General features: G+C 71.8%; 17 protein-coding genes and 3 tRNA genes. 9 read left to right on the top strand and 11 right to left on the bottom strand.

From position 1 onward, the window contains the following. Positions 1-40: 40 nt before the first annotated feature. Both ACZ42A_RS16775 and ACZ42A_RS16770 read right to left on the bottom strand, forming a co-directional pair. Positions 41-754 (bottom strand): FadR/GntR family transcriptional regulator, encoded by a 714-nt coding sequence (locus ACZ42A_RS16775; protein ID WP_468527942.1) that lies wholly within the window; start codon positions 752-754, stop codon positions 41-43. 68 nt (positions 755-822) lie between these two features. Beyond that, positions 823-896, bottom strand: a tRNA-Lys gene (locus ACZ42A_RS16770). A 206-nt stretch (positions 897-1,102) separates the two neighbouring features. Between ACZ42A_RS16770 and ACZ42A_RS16765 the strand changes: the two genes are divergently transcribed. The 3 genes from ACZ42A_RS16765 to ACZ42A_RS16755 all read left to right on the top strand — a co-directional run bounded on the left by ACZ42A_RS16765 (position 1,103) and on the right by ACZ42A_RS16755 (position 4,318). After that, complete coding sequence (locus ACZ42A_RS16765; RefSeq protein WP_468527941.1) at positions 1,103-2,395, top strand: peptidoglycan-binding protein; 1,293 nt, start codon at positions 1,103-1,105, stop codon at positions 2,393-2,395. Positions 2,396-2,456: 61 nt separating this feature from the next. Then, on the top strand, positions 2,457-3,575 hold the full coding sequence (locus ACZ42A_RS16760) for an SPFH domain-containing protein (protein ID WP_468527940.1): 1,119 nt from the start codon (positions 2,457-2,459) through the stop codon (positions 3,573-3,575). 137 nt (positions 3,576-3,712) lie between these two features. Continuing rightward, complete coding sequence (locus tag ACZ42A_RS16755) at positions 3,713-4,318, top strand: lytic polysaccharide monooxygenase auxiliary activity family 9 protein (protein ID WP_468527939.1); 606 nt, start codon at positions 3,713-3,715, stop codon at positions 4,316-4,318. A gap of 52 nt (positions 4,319-4,370) precedes the next feature. Here the strand turns inward: ACZ42A_RS16755 and ACZ42A_RS16750 are convergent. The 6 genes from ACZ42A_RS16750 to ehuB form a co-directional block, all read right to left on the bottom strand. Next, positions 4,371-4,444 (bottom strand) — tRNA-Lys (locus tag ACZ42A_RS16750). A gap of 99 nt (positions 4,445-4,543) precedes the next feature. Next, positions 4,544-5,302 (bottom strand): IclR family transcriptional regulator, encoded by a 759-nt coding sequence (locus ACZ42A_RS16745; protein WP_468527938.1) that lies wholly within the window; start codon positions 5,300-5,302, stop codon positions 4,544-4,546. Positions 5,303-5,511: 209 nt separating this feature from the next. Then, positions 5,512-6,333: an ectoine/hydroxyectoine ABC transporter ATP-binding protein EhuA gene (ehuA, locus tag ACZ42A_RS16740; RefSeq protein ID WP_468527937.1), complete on the bottom strand. Its 822-nt coding sequence runs from the start codon at positions 6,331-6,333 to the stop codon at positions 5,512-5,514. Then, positions 6,323-6,967, bottom strand: coding sequence for an ectoine/hydroxyectoine ABC transporter permease subunit EhuD (gene ehuD / locus ACZ42A_RS16735; RefSeq protein WP_468527936.1), 645 nt, complete (start codon positions 6,965-6,967; stop codon positions 6,323-6,325). The genes ehuA and ehuD overlap by 11 nt, the downstream gene beginning before the upstream one ends. Next, positions 6,964-7,719 (bottom strand): ectoine/hydroxyectoine ABC transporter permease subunit EhuC, encoded by a 756-nt coding sequence (gene ehuC / locus ACZ42A_RS16730; protein ID WP_468527935.1) that lies wholly within the window; start codon positions 7,717-7,719, stop codon positions 6,964-6,966. The genes ehuD and ehuC overlap by 4 nt, the downstream gene beginning before the upstream one ends. Positions 7,720-7,723: 4 nt before the next feature. Beyond that, a complete protein-coding gene (gene ehuB / locus ACZ42A_RS16725) occupies positions 7,724-8,635 on the bottom strand; it encodes an ectoine/hydroxyectoine ABC transporter substrate-binding protein EhuB (protein ID WP_468527934.1) in 912 nt (303 codons plus the stop codon). Between the two features lie 203 nt (positions 8,636-8,838). On the opposite strand from ehuB, the gene ACZ42A_RS16720 reads away from it, so the two are divergent. Beyond that, complete coding sequence (locus tag ACZ42A_RS16720; RefSeq protein ID WP_468527933.1) at positions 8,839-9,327, top strand: DUF3830 family protein; 489 nt, start codon at positions 8,839-8,841, stop codon at positions 9,325-9,327. On the opposite strand, the gene ACZ42A_RS16715 is transcribed toward ACZ42A_RS16720, so the two are convergent. Beyond that, positions 9,314-10,711 (bottom strand): amidase, encoded by a 1,398-nt coding sequence (locus tag ACZ42A_RS16715; protein WP_468527932.1) that lies wholly within the window; start codon positions 10,709-10,711, stop codon positions 9,314-9,316. The two genes, ACZ42A_RS16720 and ACZ42A_RS16715, sit on opposite strands and share 14 nt — an antisense overlap. Before the next feature lie 16 nt (positions 10,712-10,727). Next, a complete protein-coding gene (locus tag ACZ42A_RS16710; protein WP_468527931.1) occupies positions 10,728-11,675 on the bottom strand; it encodes a D-2-hydroxyacid dehydrogenase in 948 nt (315 codons plus the stop codon). A 162-nt stretch (positions 11,676-11,837) separates the two neighbouring features. Here ACZ42A_RS16710 and ACZ42A_RS16705 point away from each other — a divergent pair, with 162 nt between their 5' ends. From ACZ42A_RS16705 to ACZ42A_RS16685, 5 genes are all read left to right on the top strand, one after another. Further along, a complete protein-coding gene (locus ACZ42A_RS16705; RefSeq protein WP_468527930.1) occupies positions 11,838-12,647 on the top strand; it encodes a maleate cis-trans isomerase family protein in 810 nt (269 codons plus the stop codon). Beyond that, positions 12,644-13,375, top strand: a complete 732-nt coding sequence (locus ACZ42A_RS16700) for a maleate cis-trans isomerase family protein (protein WP_468527929.1) — start codon at positions 12,644-12,646, stop codon at positions 13,373-13,375. The genes ACZ42A_RS16705 and ACZ42A_RS16700 overlap by 4 nt, the downstream gene beginning before the upstream one ends. Positions 13,376-13,489: 114 nt before the next feature. Beyond that, positions 13,490-13,852, top strand: coding sequence for a hypothetical protein (locus ACZ42A_RS16695; RefSeq protein WP_468527928.1), 363 nt, complete (start codon positions 13,490-13,492; stop codon positions 13,850-13,852). A 124-nt stretch (positions 13,853-13,976) separates the two neighbouring features. Then, positions 13,977-14,546 carry a bifunctional DNA primase/polymerase gene (locus ACZ42A_RS16690; protein WP_468527927.1) on the top strand — a complete coding sequence of 190 codons (570 nt, stop codon included), beginning with the start codon at positions 13,977-13,979 and terminating at the stop codon, positions 14,544-14,546. Further along, positions 14,537-14,610: transfer RNA gene (locus ACZ42A_RS16685), tRNA-Lys, on the top strand. Before ACZ42A_RS16690 ends, ACZ42A_RS16685 begins: the two co-directional genes overlap by 10 nt. Positions 14,611-14,673: 63 nt before the next feature. On the opposite strand, the gene ACZ42A_RS16680 is transcribed toward ACZ42A_RS16685, so the two are convergent. Further along, positions 14,674-15,945, bottom strand: coding sequence for a M6 family metalloprotease domain-containing protein (locus ACZ42A_RS16680; protein WP_468527926.1), 1,272 nt, complete (start codon positions 15,943-15,945; stop codon positions 14,674-14,676). Positions 15,946-16,186: the final 241 nt, after the last annotated feature.

Here is a 16,186-nt window from a genome sequence, read left to right as displayed (position 1 = left end):
ATCGCAAGACGCGATACACGGTATTTACCGGCTATACGCGCTATACACGCTCATTGGGGCGAAAGGTGGCGTCTGCTGGTGCGCTTGAGGCCAGTCGTGCACGAATATTGCCGAAGTGCTCTCTTATGGCCTCCTCCGCCCTCAGTGAGTCGCCGGACCGCACCGCGTCCAGGATCTCCCGGTGCTGCCGGCAGGTGACCCTGGGGTCCTGCGGCAGCTCCACGAGATCCCTGCTGACCCGGTGGAAGGCGTCCCAGAACGCCTCCAGCACCTCGCACAGCAGCACGTTGTCCAGCCCCCGGTAGAGGGTGGCGTGGAACGCCCGGTCGGTCTCGGCGAGACCGGCACCCCGCGCGGCCTCCTGTTCCATACGGTCCACAAGGGTCTGGAGTTCAACGAGGTCCGCCTCCGGCAGCCGGCCCGCGAGCCGGGAGACCAGTCCGGTCTCCACCGCCTCGCGCAGCTCCAGCAGCTGGAGCAGGGTGTCCTCGCCCCGGTAGTGCCCGGCGACCGTGCGGAAGGCCAGGCCTTCGATCATGGGTGCGAACGACATCGGCCCCACATACGTCCCGAAACCGTGCCGGATCTCGACGATCCCCATCGCCTGGAGCGCCTTCAGCGCCTCCCGCACCGAGTTCCGGCTCGCGCCCAGGAACTCCATCAGCTCGGACTCGGTCGGCAGCGGGGACCCGGAGGGCAGCCGGCGGTCGACGATGAGCTTCTTGATCCTCTCCTGGAGGTCACGCGCTGCCATGGCCAGAGGGTATCCGGCCAGACAACGAGAAGGCCCCCCGCTCGAGGCGAGGGGCCTTGCTCTGTCTGTGCGCCGCCAGGGACTCGAACCCCGGACCCGCTGATTAAGAGTCAGCTGCTCTAACCAACTGAGCTAGCGGCGCCTGCTGACGTCATTAACTCTACATGACCTCCGGGGGTGCTCCCGACCGCCCGCCGGGGCCGTCCGGCGCCGGGCGGGCGGTCGGGGGGTCGCCGGGGGGGCCTGTACATCATTCGGACCGTCAACATGCGCGCCCCGGCGAGAGTTGTGAAACTGATCAACGTGCACAAGTGTGGACATTCCCGCCAGGAGTGTGAGGGGAATCGCATGGAGACTCCGGTTTTCGAGGAACTCGATCCCCCGCGCGACTGCGACTGCCCCGGCTGCGTCACCCGACGCCGCGCCCTCCCGTCCCCTCCCGGGGGTCACCCCCTCACCCACCGTGCCCTGGCCGTCACCGCCGCCACGGCGGCCGCACTCGCCGCAGGCCAGGTCACACCCGCTCTCGCCGCCCCGCACGCCCCCCAGCGCCCCGGCGTTCCCGCAGGTGACGAGCCTGAGACCCCGCAGGGGAGCAAGGCCCCGCTGCACGGCCCGGGGGGCAAGCCGGCCAAGCCGGCCAAGCCACCCACGACCACCCGGGCGGAGATCATCCGCCGGGCCAAGACCTGGGTCGCGGCGAAGGTGCCGTACAGCATGACCCGGTACTGGTCGGACGGGTACCGGCAGGACTGCTCGGGCTTCGTCTCCATGGCCTGGGGCCTGCCGGGCAACGAGTGGACCGGCACGCTGCACCAGTACGGCGTGCGGATCACCAGGAAGGAGCTCCAGCCCGGCGACATCCTCCTCTTCCACAACCCGGCGGACCCCCAGCGAGGCTCCCACGTGGTGATCTTCGGCGGCTGGACGGACTACACCCGCTCCTCCTACATCGCCTACGAGGCGACCCGCCCGCGCGTCCGCAGACAGGCCACCCCCTACGCCTACTGGACCCACTCCGACCGCTATGTGGCCTACCGCTACAAGGGGCTGAAGGCGGCGGGCACCCCGGGCGCCGGGCCGGAGGGTGCGGGCGACCCGGCGGGGACACCCTTCCCCGGGGCGGCCTACTTCGGCCCCGGCGCGAACAACAAGTACGTCACCCAGCTCGGCCGCATGCTGGTCGAGCGCGGCGCCGGGCACTTCTACACCTCGGGTCCCGGCCCGCGCTGGACCGACGCCGACCGCAGGGCGACCCGGGCGTTCCAGCTGGCCCAGGGCTGGACGGGGCCGGACGCGGACGGACTGCCCGGACCGGGGACCTGGGCACTGCTGGCCGGCGGCCTGGGCAAGGACGTCACGGCGGATCCGGCGGGCCCGTCCGGATCCTCGGCGGCGCTGGTCCCGCCGTTCCCGGGCCGGGGGATGTTCCGGCCGGGCGCGGAGAACCAGTACGTCACGCTGCTCGGCAGACAGCTCGTGACGAAGGGGTTCGGCAAGCACTACACCACCGGCCCCGGGCCCCGCTGGGGCGAGGCGGACCGGCGGAACGTCGAGGCCTTCCAGCGCGCGCAGGGGTGGCGCGGCGGCGCGGCGGACGGCTACCCGGGGCCGGAAACCTGGCGCCGGCTCTTCTCCTGACCACACCACTCACTCGTACGACCCATCTGTGACGCATCTGGCGCGGAGGCTGGAGGCACGCATGAGCACGACCCCTACACAGACACCGGACCCCGGCGGCACCGACGGCGGCTCGTCCCGCCCGGTCCGTCTCATCCAGAACGAGGCGACCACCGAGATCCCCGTCCACCTGCTCTTCCGGGACGACCCCGACCCCGCGCCGGTGCCCCTGAGGCCCGCCGTGGTGCACCGCCGGCAGGGCACCGGCGAGCAGCCCCGCTTCCGCCGCCCGGCGCCCGCGCGGTCCCGGCCGGTGCCGGAGGTCGATCCGGAGCTGCGCGAGCGGCCCGCCCGGGTGCTGCCGGGGGCGGCGGGTGTGCTCGCCGGTGCGACGGGGGTGGCCGGGGCGCTGGTCACCTCCTGGTGGGCGGGCACGATTCCGCCGCTCGCGCTCGAGGCGCTGGGGCTGCCCGCCTCGGCGGCGGCCGGGCTGGGTCCGGCGCAGTGGGCGGCGTACGCCGGGGCCGGGGCGCTCGGCCTGTTCGGCTTCGGCGGGCTGGCCCGGGGGCAGAGCGGGCGGGCCTGGGTGCTGGGTCTGTTCGGGCGGTACCGGGGGACCGTCCGGCGCACCGGGCTGCTGTGGCTGAACCCGCTGGTGCTGCGCCGCCGGGTCGACGTCCGGCTGCGGCACTGGCGCAGCGAGCCGATGCCCGCGGCGGACGGCAGCGGGGTGGCGCTGCGGGTGGTGGTGCTGGTGGTGTGGCGGGTGCGGGACACCGCGCGGGCCGTGCTCGGGGTGGAGGACCACGAGGGCTATCTGCGCGAGTGCGTGGAGGCGGCGCTGGCGCGGGTGCCGGTGGAGACGCCGGGCGGGGGCGGGTCGGTGACGGCGGCCGGGGAGACGCTGACCCGGCTGGTGGCGGCGGACGCGGCACCGGTGGGTCTGGAGGTGTTCTCGGTGCAGCCGGTGCGGATCGAGTACGCCCCCGAGATCGCCGCCGCGATGAACCGCCGCCGGATCGCCGCGCTGGACGCCCAGCACCGGGCGACCGTGCTGACCTCGGTGGTGGACTCGGTCGAGGACACGGTGACCCGGCTGACCATGCGCGGCCTGGTGGAGCTGGACGACTACGAACGCAAGGCGCTCGTGAAGGACCTGACGGTGGCGTTCTGCGCGGGGCGGGGGGAAGCGGGCGCGTGACCGGGCGGGCGGCCGGAGGGCGTGCGATTGGTATGGACATGTTCAACTAACGGCAATACGCTGAGGCTTGGTCTAGACCTAATCCGCACCACTGCACGGCTCACCGAACCTCCCCCACGTTCACCAGGAGCGGCAGCATGCGCACCAAGACCAAGTTGTCCGCGGCCGTGGTGGGACTGGCGACGACCGGAGCCCTTGTGCTCTCCTCCGGCGGCGCCAGCGGCCACGGCTACACCGACCTCCCCATCAGCAGGCAGAAGCTCTGTCAGAACGGCACGGTGACCAACTGCGGCGCCATCCAGTGGGAGCCGCAGAGCGTCGAGGGCCCCAAGGGCTTCCCCGCCTCAGGGCCCGCCGACGGGCGGATCTGCTCCGGCAACAACACCCGGTTCGCCCAGCTCGACAGCCCGCGCACCCCGTCGGGCGGCGCCTGGCCGGCCACCAGGGTCACCGGCGGGCAGAGCTACACCTTCCGCTGGCAGTTCACGGCGATGCACGCCACGACCGACTTCAAGTACTACGTCACCAAGCCGGGCTGGAACCAGAACCACAACCTGGCCCGCTCCGACCTCAACCTCACCCCGTTCCTGACGGTCCCCTACGGCGGACAGCGCCCGCCGCAGACCCTCTCGCACAGCGGCACGCTGCCGTCCGGGCTCAGCGGACGGCACGTGATCCTGGCGGTGTGGACGATCGCGGACACGGGCAACGCGTTCTACGCCTGCTCGGACGTCACCTTCTAGAACACCGGGAACACAACGAGGGCCCCTCGCTTTCGCGAGGGGCCCTCTTCTGTGCGCCGCCAGGGACTCGAACCCCGGACCCGCTGATTAAGAGTCAGCTGCTCTAACCAACTGAGCTAGCGGCGCATGACTCCCGCCATCCGCTCTCCGCGGCTGGCGACGAAGAAAATACTACCTGGTCCTCGGGGGTGCTCGTGACCACCGAGGACCAGGCCACGATCCGCGCTAGATCGCGAGGGACAGCAGTACCGGTGCCGCGTTCCGGTTCAGCGCGTCCGCCGCCTGGCGGAGCCGGTGCGCGTGCTCGACCGGCAGGGACAGGGCGAGGCAGCCGACCGAGGAGCCCGCGGTGATCGGGACGGCCGCGCAGACCGTGCCGACCGCGTACTCCTGGAGGTCGAGCACCGGCACCGTCGGCGGCTGCGCCTCCAGGCGCGAGAGCAGCAGCTTGTCGCTGGTGATCGTGCGCGAGGTGAGCCGGGCCATCTTGTGCCGGGCCAGATGGTCGCGCCGGCCGTTGTGGTCCAGCTGGCCCAGCAGGCTCTTGCCGACCGCGGTGGCGTGCGCGGAGTAGCGGAAGTCCACCCACTCGTTCACCGCGGGCGTGGCCGGGCTGTCGGCGTACTGGGTGACCCGGACCTCCCCGTCGACGTACCGGCTGATGTAGACCGCGGCGCCCACGGAGTCGCGCAGCCGGTTCAGGGTGCGCTGGAGGTGGTCGCGCAGGGCCCGGTCACGGCCGTGCGCGGAACCGAGGCGCGCGAGGGCCTCGCCGGTGACGTACGCCCCGTCGGTCACCTGCTCGACGTAGCCCTCGCGCCGCAGCATCCGCAGGAGGGTGGTCAGCCGCTCCGTGCCGAGGCCGGTGTGACGGGCGATCTCGGTGTCGGTGACACCGGTGGAGTGCCGTGCCACCGTCTCCAGGACGCGGAGGGCGTCCTGAGCCGAGTGGTACGGCGCGGTCGGCTCGTGCTTCAGCGCCACGGTGTCCCCCTGTGCGCTCAGTCAATGTGCCGTGACCCGGCGTTCGGGCCTTCTCAACGATAACCGGCAAGAGGCTTGTAGTGAGCGGCAGTTGACGAGATTGTGCCCCTCCGAGCTGCGGCGTGGGTCAGTGGCATATGCCAGAAGCACAAGCCGACCCTTCTGTCGGCCTTCCCTCGCCCTCCATCGCCCTTCCGCCGCCCCTCCGCTCACAGCACCGCGCTCAGGAACTCCCGCGTCCGCTCCTGTTCCGGCGCCCCGAAGATCTGCTCCGGCGGCCCCGACTCGATCACCCGGCCCGAGTCGAACATCATCACCCGGTCCGAGATGTCCCGGGCGAAGTTCATCTCGTGCGTCACACAGAGCAGGGTGATGTCCGTGGAGCGGGCGATGTCCCGCAGCACGTCGAGCACGCCCGCCACCAGCTCCGGGTCCAGCGCCGACGTGACCTCGTCGAGCAGCAGGATCTCCGGGCGCATCGCCAGCGCCCGGGCGATCGCCACCCGCTGCTGCTGGCCGCCGGACAGCCGGGTCGGATGCGCGTCGATCTTGTCGCGCAGGCCCACCAGGTCCAGCAGCTCCTTCGCCCGCTCCTCGGCCTCGTCGCGGTCCATGCCGAGCACGCTGATCGGCGCCTCGGTGATGTTCCGCAGCACGTTCATGTTGGGGAACAGGTTGAACTGCTGGAACACCATGCCGATCTTCTTGCGGATCTCCCGCTGGTGCTTCTCGTCGGCCGGCTTCAGCGTGCCGTTCGCCGCTCGCATATGGGTCAGTGGCTCGCCGTCCACCAGGATCGTGCCCTCGCTGACCCGCTCCAGCGTCATCAGCAGCCGCAGGATGGTGGTCTTGCCGGACCCGCTGGGCCCGATCAGGGTGACGTGCTGCCCGCGCTCCACGGTCAGGTCGAGATGGTCCAGGACGACATGGTCGCCGTAGCGCTTGACCACCTGGTCGAACGCGACGAGGTGGGGGCTGTCCGGCAGCATGTCGACGACCGGGTTCTCCTTCTCCAGGGGATCAGTGGCCAAGGCGCTTCTCCAGCTTTCTCATCAGCAGCGAGGTCGGGTAGCTCGCCAGCAGGAAGATCAGTCCGGCGAGGGTGAAGGTCTCCACGTAGGCGAAGTTGTACGCCCCGTACTCCCGGGCCTCGGCGACCATCTCCGTGACCGTGATGACGGCCAGGAACGGGGTTTCCTTGAACATGGAGATCGCGTAGTTGCCCAGCGCGGGCAGCACCTTGGGGACAGCCTGCGGCAGGATCACCGCCTGCCAGGTCCGGCGCGGTGACAGCGACAGCGCCCGGCAGGCCTCCCACTGGCCCTTCGGCACGGCGTCGATGCCGGCCCGGTACACCTCCGAGAGGTAGGAGGCGTAGTGGATGCCGAGCACCGCGATGCCGATGGTCAGCGGCTCCACCGTGTTGAACACGGCGTACGCGCCGACCAGCTGCACCAGCAGCGGCGTCGACCGCACGAACTCGGTGACCGCCCGCACCGGCACGGTCACCAGCCGGGACGGCGCCCGGCCGGCCACCGCCACGACCAGCCCGAGCACGGCGGCGACCAGCGTGCCGAGCACCGTGGCCAGCACGGTGGTGGTGAAGCCGTCCCACAGCAGCGGCAGCGACTCGCGGACGGCGTCCCAGTCCCACTGGTAGTTCACCGGACACCTCCCGCGGTCAGGCCGGTCTTCTCAGCGTTCTCGGCGATCGCCGCGCTGCGGCTGCGCAGCAGCCCGCCCGCCTGCTCGCGCCGCCCGAGCCGGGCCTGGGCGTGCCGCTCCAGCGCGTTCATCACCAGGGTCAGCGCGTAGGCGAGGACGAAGTAGAGGACCAGCAGGGTCAGATACGCGGCCGCGGACTCACCGGTGCGGTCCCGCATCTGCTGCACCACCGTCGTCAGATCGGCGGCGGAGATCAGCCACAGCAGCGGCGTGCACTTCAGCAGCTGGATCAGCTGGTTGGTGAACGGCGGGATCATCTGCGGCCACGCCTGCGGCAGGATCACCCGGCGCATCCGCTGGACCGGCGTCAGGTTCAGCGCGACGGCCGCCTCCCACTGCGCCTTCGGTACGGCGTTCAGGGCGCCGCGCACCACCTCCGAGCCGTAGGCGCCGTAGTTCATGCCGAACGCCACCACCCCGCAGAACAGCGGGGACAGCTCGTAGCCGGTGAGCAGCGGAAACGCGTAGTAGAGCCAGAACAGCTGGACGTACAGCGAGGTTCCGCGGAAGAACTCCACGAAGACCCGTGACACCCCCCGCACGAGCACGGGCCCGCTGTGCGCCATGAAGCCGAGGACGAAGGAGAGCGCGAGCGCGACGGCCGCGCCAAGCACGGTGGCGGTGACGGTCACGCCAAGGCCCGACCACACCTTCGGCAGATGGTCGAAGAAGTAGCTGTAGAAGTCGCCCATGGCCTCAGGCCTTGCAGAGGTCGGCCGTCTTCAGGGACGCCGGCGGGATGGTGTCCTCGCCGAAGCCGTACCGGCCGATGAGCCGCACATAGCGCTCCGGATCCGAGGTGATCTTCTTCAGCTCGGTGTTGAACGCGTCCCGCAGCTCCTCGCTACCCCGCCGGAAGACGGCCCCGCCCGGGCTGTACTGCTTCACCCCGTCGATCTCCGGGACGAACGACTCGGTGACCTCCAGGCCGCTGTTGTTCTTCGCCAGCCAGTTCAGCCCGATGGCGGTCGTCATGAAGGCGTCGATCCGGCCGCCCTTGACCGCGTCGGCGCCGTCCTGCGGCTTCTGGAGCGTGCGGATGCTGTCCTCGGAGATCCCGGCCGCGGTGGCGTAGTCCTTCTCCACCGTGCCCGACATCACCCCGATCGTCGCCCCGGCCTCCTTCGCCGCCGCCAGGGTGGTGATCTTCTTCGGGTTGCCCTTCTTCACCATCAGCGCGGTCGGCGCGATGAACTCCGGCTCGGAGAACAGCGTCTTCTCACAGCGATCGGGGGTGATCGCCATCCCCGCGCTGATCACGTCGTACTTCCCGGCCTGGAGGCCCGGGATCAGCCCGTCCCACTCGGAGAAGGCGGGGCGCAGCTCGCCGACGCCCAGCGCCTTGAAGATCTCCCGGTGCAGGGTCGGCGCCTCGCCCTTCAGCTCGCCGTTCTCCTCGTAGCCGTAGGGGGCCTCGTTGGCGTAGGCGACCCGGACGTAGCCCTGCTTCTTCAGCTGTTCCAGCGTCGAGCCCTCGCCGCCGGTGCCGTTGTCGGCCTTGCTGCACGCGGAGAGCAGTCCGGGGACGGTGAGCAGACCGCCGACGGCCGCCGTTCTGGTGAGAAAACCCCTGCGGGACAGGTGCGGGAACCCCGAGAACTGGGACATGGACGTGCAACCTCCAGAATTCGTACAAGCCGTGCAAGTCGTGCCCGGCGTGCCGGTCGCGGCCAGTGGAGGCGCCTGCCCGATGCCCGGGGGGTATGCCCGAGGGGCGGCCGATGTGATGCAACGGTGACTTTTGCGAGACCGTTTCGTTGCCGGGGTGTCCGCCGGGTGTGAAGCGTTCTCCGGCCGGAAAGACGCAGGGAATGGCAGATCGCTACGTGGAAGTCGCCCTGACCGAACGGGACGTACGGTGCACCGCGCGGCTCCTCGACGACCGTGCCCCGCTCACCTGCGCGGCGGTCTGGGAGGCGCTGCCGCTCGGCGGGGACGTGTACCACGCGAAGTACGCCCGCAACGAGATCTACGCCCTCTTCCCGCCCTTCGCCGCCACCGAGCCGCCCCTGGAGAACCCGACGGTCACGCCCATCCCCGGCGACCTGTGCTACTTCGCCTTCTCGGGTGCGGAACTGGGCACGCGGGCCTACGGCTACGACCGCGAGGTCGGCCCGGCCATGATCGACCTCGCCCTCTTCTACGAGCGCAACAACCTGCTGCTCAACGGGGATGTGGGCTGGGTGCCGGGCACCGTGTGGGGGCAGGTCGTCGACGGGCTGGAGGAGATGGCGGCGGCCTGCAACGACCTGTGGCGGACCGGGGCGGCGGGGGAGACGCTGACCTTCACCCGCGCGTGACGTACGGCCGCGCGATCCCCGCCTCGTACAGCGCGTGCGCCGCCCGCAGCACCAGATCGTCCCGGTGCCGGGCGGCCACGATCTGCAGGCCGATCGGCAGCCCGTCCGGATCCGTGCCCACGGGGACGGAGGCCGCCGGCTGCTGGGTCAGGTTGAAGGGGTACGTGAACGGCGTCCACCCCGTCCAGCGCCGCAGCCCCGACCGCTTCGGCACCTCCGCGCCCGCCTCGAACGCCGTGATCGGGAGCGTGGGGGTGACCAGCAGGTCGTACGTCTGGTGGAAGCGGCCCATCCGGCGGCCGAGGTCCATCCGGACGTCCACCGCGGCCAGATAGTCCAGCGCGCTGTACCGGGCGCCGATGGCGCAGATCTCCCGCAGCCCCGGATCCAGCAGCTCCCGGTCGTGCGGGCCGAGACGCTGGACGACGCGGGCCGCCCCGCTGAACCAAAGGGTGTGGAAGGCGTCCACCGGCTCGGCGAAATCCGGGTCCGTCTCCTCGACGTACGCGCCGAGCCCCGCCAGCCGCTCCACCGCCCGCCGCACCGCCGACGCCACCGCCGGGCGCACCGCCACCTGCCCGCCGAACGACGGCGAATAGGCGACCCGCAGCCCGTGCACGCCGCCCTCCAGCCCCGCCACGAACGAGCCCGGCGCGGGGGCCAGCGCCGACCAGTCGCGGGCGTCGGGCGCCGAGATCACGTCCATCAGCAGCGCCGCGTCCGCCGCGTCCCGGGTCAGCGGGCCCACATGCGCCAGCGTGCCGAAGGCGCTCGCCGGGTACAGCGGCACCCTGCCGTACGTCGGCTTCAGCCCGAAGACCCCGCAGAACGCCGCCGGGATACGGACGCTCCCGCCCCCGTCCGTGCCCAGCGACAGCGGGCCCGCGCCCAGCGCCACCGCCGCCGCGCTGCCGCCGCTGGAGCCGCCCGCGGTGCGCGCCGGGTCGTGCGGGTTGCGGGTGACGCCGGACAGCGGCGAGTCGGTGACGCCCTTCCAGCCGTACTCCGGGGTCGTCGTCTTGCCGAGGAACACCGCGCCGTGCTCGCGCAGCCGGGCCACCGACGGCGCGTCCTCGGTCCACGGGCCCTTCGGGTCGACGGTCCGCGACCCGCGCAGGGTGGGATGGCCGCGCAGCAGCAGGATGTCCTTCACCGTCACCGGCACCCCGTCCAGCAGCCCCTGCGGCTCCCCGCGCCGCCAGCGATCCGCCGACGCGCGCGCCTGCTCCAGCGCCTCGTCGGCGGTCAGCAGCACGAACGCGTTCACGGCCGGCTGGATCTCCGCCGCCCGCGCCAGCGCGGCCCGGGTGGCCTCGACCGGGCTGAACGCCCCGCTGCGGTAGCCGTCGACGAGCCGGACTGCGGTCAGCTCGGTGAGTTCCATACGGCCTCCTGCGCGCTCAGTGCCCCGGTACGTAACCCCGCTGCTTGTCGACCACGTTGATCAGCGGGCGGCCCGCCGCCCACCGCTCGTACAGCTCCACGAACTGCGTACCCAGCTCGTCCCGCCAGCCCACCGTGTCCCCGCTCATGTGCGGTGACACGATCAGCCCCGGCAGCCGCCACAGGGGGCTGTCCGGGCCGAGCGGCTCGGCCGCGAAGACGTCCAGTGCCGCCCCCGCGATCCACCGCTTGCGCAGCGCCTCGGCCAGCGCCTCCTCGTCCACCAGCGCGCCCCGGCCGACGTTCACGAACCGCGCGGACGGCTGGAACACCCCGAAGCGGCGGGCGTCGAACATGCCGCGCGTGTCGTCGGTGAGCGGGGCCGCCGCGACCACCCAGTCGGCGCGCGCGAGCAGCCGGTCCAGGTCGTCCGGGCCGTGGATGCCGGTGCGCGGCGTGCGGCCGACGATCGCCGTACGGATGTCGAGGGCCTTCAGCACGCGGGCGACCGCCCGGCCGACCGGCCCGGAGCCGACGACCACCGCGCGGGTGCCGGCCACCCGCTGCGACTCCCGGTGCCGCCACTCGCCGCGCTGCTGCAGCTCCCAGGTGCGGGGCAGATCCTTCGCCATCGCCAGCACCAGCGCGGCCACGTACTCGGCGATGGGCTGTTCGAACACTCCGCGCGCGTTCGTCACCACCGTGTCGGACGCCGCCAGCTCCGGGCACATCAGATGGTCGACGCCCGCGCTCGCGGTGTGCACCCAGCGCGGCCGGGGCCCCTCGCCCGGCCAGGCCTTCCGTACGGCGTGCGAGGTGAAGTCCCAGACCAGCAGGACGTCCGCCTCCGGCAGGCGGGCGGCGAGACCCGCCTCGTCCGTGTGCACGATCCGGGCCCGGCCGGTGAGCCGGCCGAGCCGGGGGAGCGGGTCGGCGTCCAGGACGAGCAGGGTGGGGTCGGTCATGGGCAGCCGTCTCTCCCAGCGGATCGGTGTGACCAAGGGCGTCTGACATGCACGGATTGACCACGCTCGCACCCGAACCTACCGTCGTCAACACGGGCGCCCGCACGGTCCGTTGTCCCGCGTCCGCCGCCCTCCCATGACTTCCGGAAGGCCGGTGCTGCCATGGACGTCTCCTTCCTCGGCGGACCCCGCGCGCAGCGCGGCATCGGCGTCGTCGCCCCGTTCGACTTCGCGCTGGACCGGGAGCTGTGGCGCTGGGTGCCCGACGACGTCTCGCTCCATCTGACCCGCACCCCGTACGTCCCGGTCGAGGTGAGCCTCGACCTCGCCCGCCTGGTCAGCGAGCACGAGACCCTGACCGACGCCGTGCGCACCCTGATCGCCGTCGCCCCGCAGACGGTCGCCTACGCCTGCACCTCGGGCAGCTTCGTCGGGGGCATCGCCGGGGAACGGGCGATGTGCACGGCGATGAGCCTCGCGGGCGCGGTGCCGTCCGTCACCACCTCAGGGGCGCTGCTGGAGGCGCTGACCGAGCTGGGCGTACGCCGCGTGGCGCTGGTCACCCCGTACACGGTGTCGGTGACCCGGGCCCTGGAGGAGTACGTCGCCGAGGCGGGCGTCACCGTCACCGGCTGCGCGTTCATGGGTCTCACCCGCCACATCTGGCAGGTGCCGTATCGGGAGGTCGTCGACATGGCCCGCCGCGCCGCCCGGGCCGGCACCGCGGACGCGCTGTTCATCAGCTGCACCAACCTCCCGACGTACGACGTCATCCCCCAGCTGGAGGCGGAACTGCGCTTCCCGGTGATCTCGGCCAACCAAGTGACGATGTGGGCGGCGCTGCGCCGGGTGGGTACCCGAGCCGTGGGGCCGTATCAGGCTCTGTTGGACGAGACGGCGCGCGCATGGCCCCCCGTACTGCCGGACCAATCCCCCGCACTGCCGGAAGAACAGCAGGAAGGCTGGACATGACCGCACTCGGATTCCTCTACCCGGGCCACTCGGCCGAGGACGACTATCCCCGTATCGAGCAGCTGCTGGGCAGTGACATCCGGGTGGACCTGGTCCACACGGACATCGGCGAGGACGCCCACCGCGAGGACGCGCTGCGCGAGATGGGCTCCCCCGAGCGGCTCGCGGCGGGCGTCCAGGAACTGCGGCACGCGGGCGCCGAGGCGGTGGTGTGGGCGTGCACCAGCGGCAGCTTCGTGCACGGCTGGGAGGGCGCCCACGAGCAGGTGCGCACCCTCGCCCGCACCGCCGGGATGCCGGCCTCCTCGACCTCCTTCGGCTTCGTCCACGCGAGCCGGGAGCTCGAGCTGCGGCGGGTCGCCATCGGTGCGACCTATCCCGACGACATCGCCGCCCTCTTCGCGGACTTCCTGCGCGCGGCCGGCCTGGAGCCGGTCGCCGTGCGCGCCTCCGGGATCGTCACCGCCGCCGAGGTCGGCACCTGGGGGGAGGCCGAGCTGTTCGCGCTGGCCCGCGCGGCGGACCACGTCGACGCCGAGGCGGTCCTCCTGCCGGACACCGCCCTGCACACGGCGTCCTACCTCACCGCCCTGGAGAAGGACCTGGCCAAGCCGGTCCTCACCGCCAACCAGGTCACGGTCTGGGAGGCGCTGCGCCTGACCGACCGCCGGGTGAACGCCCCGAACCTCGGCGCCCTCTTCACCCGGGAGCCGATCATCCAGGTGTGACCGGGTCGGTCCATCGCTTACGGCGTCCTTGCGCGGCGGGGGAGAATAGAGGGTGGTCCGGCCGGATGTCCGGGGGGCGGGCCACCCGATCCGTCCGTACGAGGAGGACCCGACATGGCGGAGCCCACGCCGCGTCGCAACGAACCGCGGCTACGCCCCGCGCCCCTGCTCTTCGAGCCGGCCGAGGCGGCCGGCGACGCGGAGCACTTCTTCGACCTGGAGTCGATCGACGACCCGCGCGCGCTGCTGGCCCGGGCCACCGAGCTGACGCAGGCGTTCCGCGCGGCGGCGGACCGCGCCGTGGAGTTCCAGGCGATCGCGGCGGCCCAGCTCGCCGACCCCCGGCGGTTCGACCGGCTGACGCCCGCGGACATCGCGGAGCGGGCGGAGTGGACCGAGGACTACGCCAAGAAGATGGTCGAGTTCGGCAGGGACCTGCTGCGGGGGGCCGACGCGCAGGGACCCGACCCGGTCTGAGCACCCCTGCACACCGCGCTGTGGCATATGCCAGGCGGGCAAGATACCCGTTCCCGTCGCTCCCCGTCCCGGTTTCCGGCAACCCAGGGAAACGGAACATGCACAACGGGTAGACCTTGGTGGCATGAGCAGCAGCAAACTCACCGCTGACGGAGTCGCCTGGCTCGCCTCGGCAGGAACGTATCCGCGCAGCACCCGCGCCCTCTGGGCGGAGCGGCCCGACGCTCCGGCCGTACTGCCCTGCGGCACCACCTTCGACGTGGTGAGCGCGCCCGCGATCTTCGGGCGCCGGATGCTCGACCGGCTGTGGGAGGAAGGCCCGGGCTCCGGCCCCGTGGCCGCCTTCCGGGGCCGGATGCTGCTGTTCGCGGCGCCCGGCACGGCCCAGCGGCTGCCCTCGCTGATGGAGTGGGAGGAGTGGGGCGGTCAGGGCCGCACCGGCGAGATCCCGCCACTTCTCTGCCATGGCACCGGCGACGCCGTGACCGTCCCCGCGCCGGCCGGTCCCCAGGTGGCGGCCTCCTCCGCGGAGTCCCGCTGGATCGTCGCTCCGGACACCCGCCACCCCTGGCTGCCGGGCCCGGAGGTGCTGCTCTGGGCGGCTGTCAGGGTGGCCCGGGCGGCGGTGCGGATATCGATTTCACCTCCCGCCGACCAGGATGCTAATGTCTACGACGTCAGCAGGCGCCGCTAGCTCAGTTGGTTAGAGCAGCTGACTCTTAATCAGCGGGTCCGGGGTTCGAGTCCCTGGCGGCGCACTAGCGATTAGGTCGCTGACCTGGGCGTTCTCGTTTCGAGAACGCCCTTTCGCTTGTCCGCGATCAGCTCTGGCGCACTGGCGAGATCTTGACGGTCCACGCCCCCGACACCGTACGGCCCTCCACCTCGACGCGGACGTCCTCGCCGGGCACCGTGAAGCTCTCCCCGACGCCGACCGGGGCGTCGGCGAGCGCCGGGTAGACCGAGTTCTCCCAGCAGGCCTCCGTCTTCGGATGGGCGTCGATCACCTGGACCGGGCCGCCCCCGGACTCGGCGCCGCTGCGCACCCGGTACACCAGGACGCCCTGCCGGCAGGTGGCGCGGTCGTTGCCGACCGCGCCCCGCGCCTCGAAGGCGAGCACGCTGTCGGGGCCGGTGCGCACCACCGCCAGCTTGGTGCCGCGCCCGGAGCCGAAGACCGGCACCCCGGCGGCCCCCAGGACCGGCGCCCCCGGGCCGGCGCCCAGCGACTCCAGGGAGAGCCGGGTGGGTTCGTTGCCCGGCACGCACACCACCTGCCGCTCGTTCAGCCAGCCCAGCTTCCACTTGTGCCAGCCGAACAGGTCGGGAGCGAGGCCGAACTGGCTGCCCATCAGGTCCCAGTCACCGACGTGGGTGTCCCAGTCGCCCTTGCCGTCCGTCGGCCGGTGGTAGAGATCCGGCAGATCGAACACATGGCCGGTCTCATGGGCGAGCACCAGCCGGTCCGGCGGATGGTTCTCGAACACCGTGACGACCCGGCGGATGTCCGTGTCGTCGGCCCGCAGCGGGGTGTCCAGATTGACCACCTTGGTGGCGTCCGAGTCCACGCCGGGCGCGTGCGGATCGGCGACGAAGTAGACGACGTCGTAGCGCGAGAAGTCGACCTGCTCGTCGGTGACGGCGAGCGCGTCGCGCAGATAGGCGGCCCGGTGCGAGGTGTCCCAGTCGCGCTGTATGGCGTACGCCGTGGACGGGCGCGGCATCCGGATCCAGTGCCGTAGCGGATGCGGGCGCAGCACGAACCGGCCGTAGGACGCCTGTGCGAAGTAGCGGCTGGTGGCCGGGAAGTGGTCCGCCGTCAGCTCTGCCGGGGTGGTCAGCGGCTCGGAGTCCGGGAAGGACAGGAAGACCATCACCGCGTCCAGGGTGCGGCTCGGCCGCGGATAGGCGGCGTTCCAGGTGTCCAGGCCCTCCGAGTGGTGGGCCTCGGTGCGCTCCAGGGCGCAGGGTGCCGCCGAGAAGGGCTCGGCGACCGAGGGGTCGGTGATGAAGGAGGTCGCGGCGAGGGAGGAGAGGGTGGTGAACACGGCCGCAGTGCTGCGCAGTCGGGGGCGCGGGAGCGGACGCGGCACAGAAACCTCCGGATGCGGTGGGGGTGGCCCCACGCCCTTGAGGCAGTGGGGGAGGGACGCCGCATCCAGCGTGTGGCAGATTGTCGTACTGCGTCCTGTTTGTCTGACCCGGATGAGTGAGACGGGAAAGGAGCCCGGAAGGCGACGCCCTCGAAGTGCTCACGGAACGTCACCACTGGTCGTGAGGCTGATGAAGACGTCCAGCTGTGGGCAGAAACGATCCGCCTGCAGAGTGGGTATG

The sequence above is a fragment of the Streptomyces sp. NPDC030838 genome (assembly GCF_055572035.1).
This window is presented reverse-complemented; position numbering and strand designations above follow the sequence as displayed.

Excerpts from the sequence above, each read along its gene's own strand:
- ACZ42A_RS16760 (WP_468527940.1), top strand. The coding sequence starts at position 2,457 with ATGAGCACGACCCCTACACAGACACCGGACCCCGGCGGCACCGACGGC.
- ACZ42A_RS16765 (WP_468527941.1), top strand. The coding sequence starts at position 1,103 with ATGGAGACTCCGGTTTTCGAGGAACTCGATCCCCCGCGCGACTGCGAC.
- ACZ42A_RS16755 (WP_468527939.1), top strand. The coding sequence starts at position 3,713 with ATGCGCACCAAGACCAAGTTGTCCGCGGCCGTGGTGGGACTGGCGACG.
- ACZ42A_RS16690 (WP_468527927.1), top strand. The coding sequence starts at position 13,977 with ATGAGCAGCAGCAAACTCACCGCTGACGGAGTCGCCTGGCTCGCCTCG.
- ACZ42A_RS16695 (WP_468527928.1), top strand. The coding sequence starts at position 13,490 with ATGGCGGAGCCCACGCCGCGTCGCAACGAACCGCGGCTACGCCCCGCG.
- ehuB (WP_468527934.1), bottom strand. The coding sequence starts at position 8,635 with ATGTCCCAGTTCTCGGGGTTCCCGCACCTGTCCCGCAGGGGTTTTCTC.
- ACZ42A_RS16715 (WP_468527932.1), bottom strand. The coding sequence starts at position 10,711 with ATGGAACTCACCGAGCTGACCGCAGTCCGGCTCGTCGACGGCTACCGC.
- ACZ42A_RS16710 (WP_468527931.1), bottom strand. The coding sequence starts at position 11,675 with ATGACCGACCCCACCCTGCTCGTCCTGGACGCCGACCCGCTCCCCCGG.
- ACZ42A_RS16720 (WP_468527933.1), top strand. The coding sequence starts at position 8,839 with ATGGCAGATCGCTACGTGGAAGTCGCCCTGACCGAACGGGACGTACGG.
- ACZ42A_RS16775 (WP_468527942.1), bottom strand. The coding sequence starts at position 754 with ATGGCAGCGCGTGACCTCCAGGAGAGGATCAAGAAGCTCATCGTCGAC.
- ACZ42A_RS16705 (WP_468527930.1), top strand. The coding sequence starts at position 11,838 with ATGGACGTCTCCTTCCTCGGCGGACCCCGCGCGCAGCGCGGCATCGGC.
- ehuC (WP_468527935.1), bottom strand. The coding sequence starts at position 7,719 with ATGGGCGACTTCTACAGCTACTTCTTCGACCATCTGCCGAAGGTGTGG.
- ACZ42A_RS16700 (WP_468527929.1), top strand. The coding sequence starts at position 12,644 with ATGACCGCACTCGGATTCCTCTACCCGGGCCACTCGGCCGAGGACGAC.